The sequence below is a fragment of the Serratia sp. Sp408 genome, from assembly GCF_057180665.1.
This window is the reverse complement of sequence record NZ_JBXUFT010000003.1, coordinates 200,886-213,259: the sequence shown is the minus strand read 5'-3', so window position 1 is coordinate 213,259 and position 12,374 is coordinate 200,886. Positions and strand designations below refer to the sequence as shown.

Genomic DNA, 12,374 nt, shown 5'->3' with positions numbered 1-12,374 from the left:
TGCTCTCTGAACGGCTGTGCTATTCAGGGAGCAGCTTGTTTTTCGGGGAAAGCACATGTTCGAAAAGCGTTACCGTATTACGTTGCTGTTCAACGCCAATAAAGTCTACGACCGGCAGGTGGTGGAGGGCGTCGGAGAGTATTTACAGGCATCGCAGTGTGATTGGGACATTTTCATCGAAGAGGATTTTCGCTGCCGCATCGATAATATCAAAGACTGGTTGGGCGACGGGGTGATCGCCGATTTCGACGATCGGGAAATCGAACAGTTATTGCATAACGTCGAGGTGCCGATCGTCGGCGTGGGCGGCTCCTATCACCGCGACGAAGACTACCCGCCGGTGCATTACATCGCTACCGACAACCATGCGCTGGTGGAAGCGGCGTTTATGCACCTGAAGGAAAAGGGCCTGAACCGTTTCGCGTTTTATGGCTTGCCGGCAGAAGGCGGCAAACGCTGGGCGCAGGAGCGTGAGCACGCCTTTCGCCAGTTGGTGGCGCAAGAGCAGTATCAGGGGGTGATCTACCAGGGGATGGCCACCGCGCCGGAAAACTGGCAATACGCCCAGAACCGGCTGGCGGATTGGGTACAGACTCTGCCGCAGCAAACCGGCATCATCGCCGTGACCGACGCGCGGGCGCGGCATTTACTGCAGGTCTGCGAACATCTGGATATCGCGGTGCCGGAAAAACTGTGCGTGATCGGTATCGATAACGAGGAGCTGACGCGCTACCTGTCGCGCGTGGCGCTGTCGTCGGTGGCGCAGGGAACGCGCCAGATGGGCTATCGCGCCGCCAAACTGCTGCACCAGTTGCTCAACCAGCGGCAAATGCCGTTGCAGCGTATTCTGGTGCCGCCGATCAAGGTGATTGAGCGCCGCTCTAGCGACTTCCGCTCACTGCGCGACCCGGCGGTGATCCAGGCGATGCATTACATCCGCCACCACGCCTGCAAGGGGATCAAGGTGGAACAGGTGCTGGATGCGGTCGGCATGTCGCGTTCCAATCTGGAAAAACGCTTCAAGGATGAAACCGGCCAGACCATCCACAACGTGATTCATGAAGAAAAACTCGACCGCGCGCGCAACCTGTTGACCGCCACGTCGTTGTCGATCAACGAAATATCGCAAATGTGCGGCTACCCGTCGCTGCAATACTTTTATTCGGTATTCAAGAAAGGCTACGACATGACGCCGAGGGAATACCGCGAGAAATACGGCGAGGTGGGGTACTGACACCGGCCCGCGAAAGAATGCAGGTGTTAACGAGGAGGCTCGCCGATGGCGCATGATGATTTTGCCAGATGCCAGATGCCAGCGCTTTGGGCGGGGAGTTCGTCTTCACACTGGCTGAACCGCCCGCAAAATATCACCACTAGCCGAGGCTCAAACCAGCTGGCAAAACGCTGCCAGCTGCTGTGCCAGCGCTTCGGTGGTGGGTGGCGCGCCGTCACGGTAATACAGCGCCAGTTCGAAGTCATTAACCGGTGGCAGGCCTTCGGCGGCGCCAAGGATGCGGTGGCTTGGCAGCCGGCAACCGGCAGGCAGCAGCGTGACGCCAAGCCCTGCGGCGCTGGCGGCGGTGAGCGCCGCCAGGCTGGCGCTGCTGTAGCTAATCCGCCAGCGTTTGCCGAGATTGTCCAATGCCTGACACAGTTGCTCACGGTACAGGCCGTTCAGCGGAAACACCGCCAGCGGTACCGGCGTTTGCTCAATGGCGGGAAACGCCTGGCTGTCCAGCCACAGCAGCGGCTCCGGTCGTGCGGCACGCGGTGGTTGGCTGCGGCGCTGTTTGACCAGAATCAGATCCAGTTCCTCGCGCGCATACGCATGGTGCAGATCGGCGCTCAAACCGCTGGTGACGTCCAGCCGTAGGTGCGGATGCTGGCGGCTGAACTGCGCCAGCAGTTGGGTGGTCGGCACGGCAAAATCCTCAGGCATGCCGAGCCGCAGCACGCCGTCGCGCCAGATGCCGGTCAGCGCATCGTGCGCCTCTTCGTTCAGCGCAATGATGCGCCGGGCATAACTGAGTAGCTTCTCGCCTTCTTCGGTCAGCAATACCTGATGGGATGAACGCTCAAACAGCGGTTTGCCGAGCATCTCCTCCAGCCGACGTACCTGTTGGCTGACGGTGGATTGCGAAAGAAACACCCGCTGTGCAGCACGGGTAAAGCTGCAACTGTCGCAGACCGCCACAAAGCTGAGCAGTAGCTGCGGGTTGAACATCGGATAGCGATTCATTTTTCCACTGCTGACCATTTTATTATTTAATTTCCCAATACTAATTGTATTTTCTACAGTAGCGCAACCTCTGTGGCAGCGTGCGGATGGTTGCTGTGACGCGGCTCGCCCTATTAGCAAATCTCAGGATCTATCGTGTTAAATCGTTTTGGTAACCAAGGGGTTATGCCATGATCGCGCGGCGCTGGTTTAATCCTCTACTGTACGCATTAGTGCTGATTGGCCTGAATATGCGCCCCCTGCTGACGTCTATCGGCCCGCTGCTGCCGACGTTGCGCCAGGCCACCGGGCTGAGCTTTGGTGGCGCGGCGCTGCTGACCAGCTTGCCGGTGCTGATGATGGGCCTGATGGCGTTGGCCGGCGGCGCCATCAGCCGTTGTTGCAGTGAGCGAGCCGGTATCCTGCTGAGCCTGTTGGCAATTGGCCTGGGGGCGCTGTGGCGCGAACTGGCGCCGGGCAGCACGCAGCTGTTACTGAGCGCGGTGCTGGGTGGGCTGGGCATTGGCGTGATACAGGCGATGATGCCGGGCATCATCAAGCAGCACTTTCTCAAGCAGATGGCGCTGGTGGCCGGCCTATGGTCGGCGGCGCTGATGGGCGGCGGCGGGCTGGGGGCGGCGATTACTCCATGGCTGACCTCCAGCGGTGCGGACTGGCACCGCGCGCTGGCCTGGTGGGCGCTGCCGGCGCTATTGGCAGCGATGGTCTGGCTGGTGGTCAGTCGTGGTCTTGGCCGTTTGCCGCAGCCAAAGTGGGTGCAGGCAACCCGCATGTTGCGTAATCCTCGCGCCTGGCTGCTGGGACTGTATTTCGGCTTGATTAATGGCGGCTATACCAGCCTGATAGCCTGGCTACCGCCGTATTATATGCAGCTGGGCTGGCAAGCGCAGGCCAGCGGCGCACTGCTGGCGTTGATGACCGCCGGACAGGTGGCAGGGGCATTGCTGCTGCCGGCGTTGGCGCGATCGACAGACCGGCGACCGCTGTTGTTGCTGGCGTTGGCGATGCAACTGGTCGGGTTGATCGGCCTGATTTATCAGCCGCAAACGCTGCCGTGGCTGTGGGCGTTGCTGGCCGGCCTGGGGCTGGGCGGCGCGTTCCCGCTGTGTCTGGTGCTGGCGCTCGATCATATCGCGCACCCGGCGATGGCGGGGCGTCTGGTGGCCTTTATGCAGGGCATCGGCTTTTTACTGGCGGGTGTGACGCCCTACCTCTCCGGCCTGCTGCGCGATTACAGCGGCAGTTTTGTGCTCGACTGGCAGATCCATGCGCTGCTGGTGCTGGCGCTGATGGCGCTGACCCGGCGCTTCGACCCGCGCAGCTACCGGCGTGCCTTCGGCGAGTCATAATTTTGTCACTGCGGCTCCCTATAGTGACGTTGCTTTTTACCTTTGGGCATCATCATCATCAGGGAGCGTAGAACATGTATTTTAAAAAATCCCGTCTGGCGCTGTTGGCCGGCTGCCTGGCGTTCAGTACGCCGCTGCTGGCACAACAGGCGGTGACCGCCGAGCTGGCGGGGCACGCGGTATTGCCGGTGAAATCCACCGTTGCCACGCCAGAGGATGCGCCGTCGGATTTACGCGACAGCGGCAAATACACCAGTGGCCAGCGCGTTGGCGAGCTGGGCAGCGTGGCGGGCAAGTCCGCCGATCGCCTGACGGGCATCGGCTTACCGATCGCCGGCCAGCCGCTGCAAGGGCATTCGGGCATCAAGCACATGGCGGATGGCAGCTACTGGGTACTGACCGACAACGGCTTCGGCAGCAAGGCCAATTCACCGGACGCCATGCTGTATCTCAACCATTACCAGATTGATTTTAAAACCGGCGGCGTCAGTCGTTTGAAAACGGTGTTTTTACACGATCCGGATAAAAAAGTGCCGTTTCATATCGTTAACGAGAGCAGCGCAAAGCGTTATCTGACCGGCAGCGATTTTGACCCGGAAAGCTTCCAGTTTGCCGACAATGCGCTGTGGATAGGCGATGAGTTCGGTCCCTACCTGATCAAGGCCGATCTGGACGGCAAGATCCTGGCGGTATTTGCCACCGAGGTGGAGGGCAAAACGGTGAAATCGCCGGATAACCCGACCCTGACCCTGCCGGGAGCGCCGGATGGCAAGCAAAATTTCCAGGTGGCGCGTTCCAAGGGCTTTGAGGGCATGGCTGCCTCCAAAGACGGTACGATGCTCTACCCGCTGCTGGAAGGTGCGCTGTGGGACGGCGAGAAATTTGAGAATATCGGCGGCAAGCGCTACCTGCGGGTGCTGGAATTTGACGTAAAACAGCAGCAATGGACCGGCCGCAGCTGGCAGTATCTGCTGGAGGACAACGGTCATGCCATTGGTGATTTTAATATGATCGACGCGAATCATGGATTGGTGATCGAACGTGACAACGGCGAGGGCACGGCAGATAAAGCCTGCGCCAGTGGGGCGCCGACCGGTAACTGCTTTAGTCAGTTGGCGAAGTTCAAACGGGTATACCGTATCGCGTTCTCGGCTGACAATGTCGGCAAGCCGGTAGAAAAACAGGCTTATATCGACCTGCTGAATATTCAGGATCCAAACAAACTGGCGCGCAAGCCGTTAAATAACGGCGTGCTGACCTTTCCGTTCTTCACCATTGAAAACGTCGATGTGGTAGATGACAGCCATATCGTGGTGGGCAATGACAATAATTTCCCGTTTTCTTCCAGCCGCCAGCCTAACGTGGCAGATGATAACGAATTTATTTTGTTAAATGTGCCGCAGTTATTAAAACCGTAATGCCACGGCGCCGACCACTCGGCGCCTATTACCCACTGACTGATGATTGCCAGCGGGTTGGCAGTTTCTGCATGGTCGGCGAGTTATTGTTAATCCCCCAACTGACAATCTCTATCGAAATGGAAAATAGCGGTGTCCTGGTGATTGAGTTCTCAGGTAGAACCTTGCCTTTGTTCTGGCGCTAGCCAGTTGGGGCGGGTTGCTGGCGTGGGGGGAACCGCTCGCCGGCGCGGCAGGCAGACGCGGAACCGACCCCCATGGTTTCAGAAATAGTCCACCAGCATGGTTGCGCCGCTGGTGAACTCGCCTTCGGTTAGCGTGCTGGCGGCATTTTTCACCGGCACGGCATCCAGCTTGGGCAGCTTGGCGTAATCAATACTGAATGCGCTATTGATATTCAACGCCTTGCCGTCCGCCAACAGCTTAATCCCCAAGCCATTGACGCTGGTATGCAGCACATTGGCGTCAAACGCGGCGCCGCTGCCGACGATTTTCATTTTCAACTGACGTGAGCCGTCGAGAAATTCGCATTCGACGGTATAGTCCAGCCGTTGCATATAACGATTGCCGTCAATTCTGTTTACCCCAACGTCTCCGAAATCAACATCAATCACTTTTCCTTTATTAATCACGCACGGCGGCGGTGCCACTATGGTGGCGGAAATATTTACCTGCGTGCCCTGGTCAGCGGCCAAAACACCACCGCAGGCTGCCGACAGGGCGACGAGTATGCCGCCTCTCAGCCCTTTGCTTATGCTGAACATAATCGTTAACCTTGCCTCACGGAGCACTGAAAATAAGCGTTGCCGATCCGGATAATGGCCCGGTGGCAATGCTGGTATAAGGTACATTATTTTTTACCGGCACAAAGGTGATGGTATCGCTACCGACGCCGTTGGTGATGCGTGTTCGAAAGGCGTCGTTGGGTTTAACCACTGCGTCTTTATACATCATCGCCACGCCGACATTGCTATTGGTGGTCTTGATGTAATCCGCTGAAAATCCGCTGGCATCGCTGACCAGACGAATCAGAATATCCTGCGTGGCGCTCAGATCGTCACATTGATATGTCAACGCCTTGTCCTGTTTGATCTGCGCATTATTGACCGTTGTCGTCAGATAATCCTGCCGAATCTGGTTAAAGTTGACGTCAATCTGCCGGCCGTTATTGATGGTGCAGGTGGTAGTGACAAAATATGCATCATTATCGGCAATCAGCCGCCAGCGATAAGGACCACACTGTGGGCAATTCGGCCGGTCGTTGGTTTGGGAGAAATTGATTTGGCCGATAACGTCACCTTTATTAATTTTAATATCAGGGGTCGGGAAGCGGTTTAGCACGATGTATACCCGAATGGCGATCGACTGCGAATTCAGGTTGGTCAGCGTTACGACGCTAATGCCGGAGGACACCGGCGAAGGATAATCGCGGCCGTTAATTGTCATGCCGCTGCCGATACCGCCAAAAATAGCGCTATTCATGCTTAACGCCGGGCTGTCGGTCTTTAAATAATCCGTCCAGCTGGAGACGTCATTTTTACAGGTGACCTGGCTGACGTTGACGATTTCATTCTTGCCGTAGGAGAGCTGCGGTCCGATGCGTACCCGCACGTCGACCGGTGTGGTGGAGCCACCAGGCGGGATCAGGCCACCGTCCGAGGTTCTGCAGGTAAAAGCAGAGGCATTTCCCGCCAGTAAAAGGGCGGCTAACATCAGGCCACTGTTGACCAGGAAAACTAATTTTCTCACTGTAATATCCCAATAATGAGTGACTAACGGCAGCGCCTGAAGCAGTTAACAATCAGGCGCGCACTTCCTTATTTTGCCGGCGGAGAGGTTGAAAGAGGCATAATATTGGTATGGCTGGTCGCTGTGGTAGGCAACACCGGGTACCAGCGCAGTGAGTTTTTTACCGAGCCGCAGGTAACAATAACCTCGCCTTTTTCCACCATATCCAATAATAAATTTCTGGCACGATACACGCCGACATCGATATATTCCGCCAATTGTCTCGTTGATAGCCATTCATGCTGATTTGACGGAGGTTTACCGCATTCTGGAGGGGGTGAAAGCGTGAGTAACGCCTGCCGCAGGGCTCGCTGAAGTTGTTGTATTTCCTGCTTTTTAGGAGATAGTGCTTCCATAATACATCCTCTGTATTCCGTTGCTGCTTTCCCTGGGAGAAATTCATTTTCTCTATATGCTGCGTCTAGGATAAAACCGAGAGAAAGCAAATGACTAACTCTGTTGACTGCCTGAAATGTTTAGATTTTTTCCGCCTTACTTTATGGGCGTTTGCCGGGAGCCGAAGTCATAAGATTAGGCCTATTTTTGGATTATTATATTCACAAAACCCAAGTTTGCGATCTCATTGTTTGGCAAATAACAAAAAACAGGATTTTGTTCTAATTTTGAATATTTTACGATCTATGAGGCTAAAAATAGAGGGAAATTACCCAGATAAAGGAAATATATTGCGAATATTTAAATGGCGTTAAAAAAGTCTTTGTTTAAAGCGGGGCTTTTGCCAGAATATTCATCGCCGGCCATGAGGGCTAGCTTGGGTAAATGGGGTTTTATTCACTAATTAAACGCTTGTTTATATTGTTAGGTTTATTAATGAATCAAATCATTTTCCCGCTATTAAAGGGAGGCTTTATCGTCGTCATCTCTCTGGCTCTGGCAAGTTTACTACTCTCAAAATGCTAAAGATTAACAGCAGCCTATTTATGCGCGGTTACGCGTTAGGCTGCCACGATCTTTACGGGAATACGCATTACTTTCTTATAAGGAATATAGGTTTTATGAAACTTAATAAAGTCATGATGGCAGCAGTGATTGCATTTGGCGCTACTTCTTTCGCTCACGCTGCCGTTAAAGATCAGGGTCACGGTAAAGTAAATTTCATCGGTTCTATTATTGATGCACCTTGCTCTATTGCACCAGAATCGATCGATCAGACCGTCGATCTGGGTCAGGTGTCCAACGTGGCGCTGAAAGATGGCGGCACCTCCAACCCACGTCCCTTTGACATCAAACTGGAGCAGTGTGATACCACTACGCTGAAAAGCGTCAGCGTGACCTTCACCGGCACCGAGTCTACCGGCAACAAGGATCTGCTGGCGATCGCAGGTACTGCCAAAGGCGCTGGCATCGCCATTTCCTATGACGGCAAACCTATCACCCTGGGTGATGCAACACCGTCTCAGAACCTGAATAACAACAACAACACCCTGCACTTTGCCGCTTATCTGCAAGGCGAAGGCGCTTCATCTGCCGTGGTTCCAGGTGATTTCACCGCCGTAGCCGACTTCACGCTGGCCTATCAGTAAGTAACTCCGCAGGTATAAATACACCAGACATGCCGCGAGCCGCATGTCTGGTTAATCTCCTGTCAAAAGGAATGCCGCGATGTTTTTACAAGGGAATCATGGCGTGAAATCGTGGGTATGGATATTGGCGCTGGCTACTGCGGCGTGTGACGCCGCGCCTGTCATTCAGGGATGGGGACGCGTCAATATGCAGGGGGCGATTATTGATACCGCCTGTGCGATCGCCGCTGGCAGCCGCGACCAGACCATCGACATGGATACCATTCCACTTGGGCAAATCATTCGTGACGGTCGGGGACTGACCAAAAACTTCAGTATTGAATTGGTGAACTGTCAATTAGAACGACCAGGAAATAAACCGGACTGGCGATTTTTTCAGGTGACGTTTGACGGCTCTGCCGAGGACGGTCTTTTTGGCGTGCAGGGTGAAGCCCGTGGCGTGGCGCTAAAAATAAACGACGGTGTCGGTAATCAGGTGATACCAGGCAAACCTTTGGCGCTGGAAAATATAATACCGGGAAACAGCACACTTAATTATTCCATGACGCTGATGCCCAATCACCAACCGCTCAAGGCCGGGGCCTATTTTTCCACGTTGCGTTTTAAACTGGATTATTTTTAATTTTTTCTCGTTTTGGCGGTTAATGGGTTTTTAAAAGGGATTTTTATTATGCTTTCACCGGCAGGGAAATTATTTCGTCTTCAAGTCTTGGGACTGTGCATTGCCTTGTCGTTAAGCCATCCGATTATGCGGGCTTACGCCGCGGACGAAATCCAGTTCAACACCGATGTGTTAGATATCAACGATCGAAAAAATATCGATCTAAGCCAATTTACGCGCAGTGGCTATATTATGCCGGGCGCTTATACCCTGGTGGTACACGTTAACAAAACTGACCTGCCAGAACAGCCAATCCGTTTTGTTGCGCCGGAAAACGATGCCAAAGGCAGCGAAGTGTGTTTATCACCGACGCTGGTCGGCCAATTGGGGCTGAAAGAAAAGCTGGCCACGGCGCTGCGCTGGTCGCACGACGGCCAATGTCTGGATCTGACCAGCCTGAAAGGCATGGAAGCACACGGCGATCTGAGTACCTCATCGCTGTACCTCAATATTCCCCAGGCGTATCTGGAGTACAGCTCGGAGAGCTGGGATCCGCCTTCTCGCTGGGACAACGGCATTCCGGGCCTGTTATTTGACTATAACGTCAACGGCCAAAGTCAGAAGAACCTGAAGGGAGGTGGCAGCGGTTATAGCCTGAGCGGTAACGGCACCACCGGCGGCAACCTCGGTGCCTGGCGGCTGCGCGCCGACTGGCAGGCGAATCTTAATCACCAGACCGGCTCGGGCCAGCAGACCAACACCCAGTTCGATTGGAGCCGTTATTACGCCTATCGGGCGATCCCGGCGCTGCGTTCCCGCCTGACCATGGGCGAGGATTATTTGAATTCCGACCTGTTCGACAGCCTGCGCTTCACCGGCGCCAGCCTGCGTTCGGACGACAATATGCTGCCGCCGAATCTGCGTGGCTATGCGCCAGAAGTGAGCGGGGTGGCCAAGACCAACGCCAAGGTGGTGATCAGCCAGCAAGGACGTGTGTTGTATGAAACCCAGGTCGCTGCCGGGCCATTCCGTATCCAGGACATCAACGATGCGGTGTCCGGCGAGCTGGACGTGCGGGTAGAGGAACAGGACGGCAGCGTGCAGGCGTTCAAGATGAACACGGCCAGTATCCCGTACCTGACGCGGCCGGGTAGCGTGCGTTACAAGCTGGCGGCGGGTAAACCGTCGGAGTGGGGCCATCATCTGCGCGGGCCGCTGTTCGGTACCGGGGAATTTTCCTGGGGGATCAGCAATGGCTGGTCGCTGTATGGCGGTGCGATCGCCGGTGGTGATTACAACGCCCTGTCGCTGGGTATCGGTCGCGATTTGATGGTGCTGGGAGCGCTGTCGTTCGACGCCACGCAATCGCGTGCCAGCTTACCGCAGGACGGCGTCAAGAGCGGCAGTTCCTATCGCCTGAGTTATTCAAAGAACTTTGATGAGTACGACAGTCAGGTGACGTTCGCCGGTTACCGCTTCTCCCAGGAAGACTTTATGAGCATGGGGGAATACCTGGACGAACGTTACGAAGGCAGCCGCAGCGGCAAGAGCAAGGAGATGTACACCATCACCTTCAACAAACAGTTCCGTGAACTGGGGCTGAGCGCCTATCTCAACTATAGCCACCAAACCTACTGGGATCGGGCTGCCAACGACCGCTATAACCTGATGTTGTCGCGTTACTTCGATTTCGGCGATTTCAAAAACGCCAGCGTGTCGCTGTCGGCCTATCGCAACCGTTACAACGAGCGCAACGATGACGGTATGTATCTGTCGCTGTCTGTGCCCTGGGGCAACGCCGCCACGCTCAGCTACAACATGACGGTTGATCGCGACGACAGCTCGCATCGCGTGGGCTATTACGACCGAATCGATGAACACAATAACTATCAGTTGAACGCCGGTACCGCCCGCAGCGGGGCAACCATGAGCGGCTATTACAGCCATGAGGGCGATCTGGCGCAGATCAACGCCAATGCCAGCTATCAGGCCGGCCGCTACAGTGCGGTTGGGCTGGCGGCGCAGGGCGGTATGACGCTGACGGCAGAAGGTGCGGTAATGCACCGCATCACCACGCCGGGTGGCACCCGATTGCTGCTCGATACCGATGGCGTGGCGGATGTGCCGGTGCGTGGCTATGGCAGCACGGTCATGACCAACCGCTTTGGCAAGGCGGTGGTCACCGACGTCAACAGCTATTACCGCAACAAGGCCAGCATCGATCTCAACCGCCTGGATGACAACGTGGAAGCCACGCGTTCGGTGGTGCAGGCCACCCTGACCGAAGGGGCGATCGGCTATCGCAAGTTCGACGTGATCGCCGGCGAGAAGGCGATGGCGATCGTCAAACTGGCCGATGGCAGCGAACCGCCGTTCGGCGCGACGGTAATCAACTCGCGCAAGCAGCAGACCGGTATCGTCAACGACGGTGGCAGCGTTTACCTGTCCGGCATCAATGCCGGTGAGGTGATGAGCGTGCACTGGAATGGCGGGCCGCAGTGTGAAATCCGTCTGCCGACGCCGCTACCGCCCGACATGCTGATGAATACCCTGTTATTGCCATGTCACCCCGTGACGGTGAATACGCCCGCACCGGCCGCCCAGCATGCGGTGGCCGATCGTTCGTGAATGATTGTTAACCGTGAAGAAGATAAACCCGATGATGAACACAGCAAGATTTTCCCTGTTGAGCACTTTTGCCGCCATGGCGGCGCTGTCGGCGGGCATGGTCGCCACGTCGTCCCAGGCGGCCATCGCGCTGGATCGCACACGTGTGATCTTCAGCGGTGACCAAAAGACCATGAGTCTTAACGTCAGCAACCAGAACCAGCAACTGCCGTATCTGGCGCAGGGATGGATTGAAGATGCCCAGGGTAACAAGATCCAAAGTCCGTTTACCGTTCTGCCGCCGGTGCAGCGCATTGAGCCGGGCAAACCGAGCCAGGTGAAGATCCAGGCGCTGCCGGTGGCCAGGCAGTTGCCGCAGGATCGCGAGACGCTTTATTACTTCAACCTGCGCGAGATCCCGCCACGCAGCGATAAGCCCAATACGCTGCAAATTGCGCTGCAAACGCGGATAAAAATGTTTTATCGCCCGGCGGCGATCGCGCCACAGAAAAATGCGGCGCCGAGCCAGGAAGCGCTGACGCTGACCAAACGGGGCGATCGCTATCAGGTGAACAACCCGACGCCGTATTACGTGACGCTGGTGGACGCCAGTACGCGCAAAGAGGGCAAGGGAGTGGCCGGTTTTGAACCGCTGATGATTGCGCCGAAGGGCAGCGCGCCGTTGAGCGTGTCGGCGGCTGCATTGGGTGCCAGCCCGGTACTGACCTATATCAACGATTACGGCGGCCGCCCACAGCTGGTGTTCAGCTGCAACGGCGGTAACTGCCACGTGGTGCCGGACAGGAAGTAGCCGGTAACGGCAGTCAA

At 55.9% G+C, this 12,374-nt stretch carries 11 protein-coding genes; 7 read left to right on the top strand and 4 right to left on the bottom strand.

The annotated features are described in order from the left end of the window. Positions 1-55: 55 nt before the first annotated feature. Positions 56-1,234: a D-xylose utilization transcriptional activator XylR gene (gene xylR / locus AC2AXP_RS13415; protein ID WP_039991500.1), complete on the top strand. Its 1,179-nt coding sequence runs from the start codon at positions 56-58 to the stop codon at positions 1,232-1,234. 150 nt (positions 1,235-1,384) lie between these two features. Here xylR and AC2AXP_RS13410 read toward each other — a convergent pair whose 3' ends face one another. Further along, on the bottom strand, positions 1,385-2,239 hold the full coding sequence (locus AC2AXP_RS13410; protein WP_198773570.1) for a LysR substrate-binding domain-containing protein: 855 nt from the start codon (positions 2,237-2,239) through the stop codon (positions 1,385-1,387). A gap of 170 nt (positions 2,240-2,409) precedes the next feature. Between AC2AXP_RS13410 and AC2AXP_RS13405 the strand changes: the two genes are divergently transcribed. Further along, positions 2,410-3,588: a cyanate transporter gene (locus tag AC2AXP_RS13405; protein WP_198773571.1), complete on the top strand. Its 1,179-nt coding sequence runs from the start codon at positions 2,410-2,412 to the stop codon at positions 3,586-3,588. 74 nt (positions 3,589-3,662) lie between these two features. Further along, positions 3,663-5,006, top strand: a complete 1,344-nt coding sequence (locus tag AC2AXP_RS13400) for an esterase-like activity of phytase family protein (RefSeq protein ID WP_484381747.1) — start codon at positions 3,663-3,665, stop codon at positions 5,004-5,006. 263 nt (positions 5,007-5,269) lie between these two features. Here AC2AXP_RS13400 and AC2AXP_RS13395 read toward each other — a convergent pair whose 3' ends face one another. The 3 genes from AC2AXP_RS13395 to AC2AXP_RS13385 all read right to left on the bottom strand — a co-directional run bounded on the left by AC2AXP_RS13395 (position 5,270) and on the right by AC2AXP_RS13385 (position 7,150). Next, entirely contained in the window at positions 5,270-5,770 is a 501-nt protein-coding gene (locus tag AC2AXP_RS13395; protein WP_039991504.1) for a fimbrial protein, read from the bottom strand. Positions 5,771-5,786: 16 nt separating this feature from the next. Continuing rightward, positions 5,787-6,719, bottom strand: coding sequence for a fimbrial protein (locus AC2AXP_RS13390; protein WP_004957148.1), 933 nt, complete (start codon positions 6,717-6,719; stop codon positions 5,787-5,789). 104 nt (positions 6,720-6,823) lie between these two features. Continuing rightward, positions 6,824-7,150, bottom strand: a complete 327-nt coding sequence (locus AC2AXP_RS13385; RefSeq protein ID WP_050763096.1) for a hypothetical protein — start codon at positions 7,148-7,150, stop codon at positions 6,824-6,826. Positions 7,151-7,810: 660 nt separating this feature from the next. Between AC2AXP_RS13385 and AC2AXP_RS13380 the strand changes: the two genes are divergently transcribed. The 4 genes from AC2AXP_RS13380 (at position 7,811) to AC2AXP_RS13365 (ending at position 12,357) form a co-directional block, all read left to right on the top strand. Continuing rightward, positions 7,811-8,338, top strand: coding sequence for a fimbrial protein (locus AC2AXP_RS13380; RefSeq protein WP_039991505.1), 528 nt, complete (start codon positions 7,811-7,813; stop codon positions 8,336-8,338). A gap of 79 nt (positions 8,339-8,417) precedes the next feature. Continuing rightward, on the top strand, positions 8,418-8,960 hold the full coding sequence (locus AC2AXP_RS13375) for a fimbrial protein (protein ID WP_004957155.1): 543 nt from the start codon (positions 8,418-8,420) through the stop codon (positions 8,958-8,960). Between the two features lie 48 nt (positions 8,961-9,008). After that, positions 9,009-11,567: an outer membrane usher protein gene (locus AC2AXP_RS13370; RefSeq protein WP_039991507.1), complete on the top strand. Its 2,559-nt coding sequence runs from the start codon at positions 9,009-9,011 to the stop codon at positions 11,565-11,567. A 31-nt stretch (positions 11,568-11,598) separates the two neighbouring features. Continuing rightward, on the top strand, positions 11,599-12,357 hold the full coding sequence (locus AC2AXP_RS13365; protein ID WP_004957160.1) for a fimbria/pilus periplasmic chaperone: 759 nt from the start codon (positions 11,599-11,601) through the stop codon (positions 12,355-12,357). Positions 12,358-12,374 lie beyond the last annotated feature (17 nt).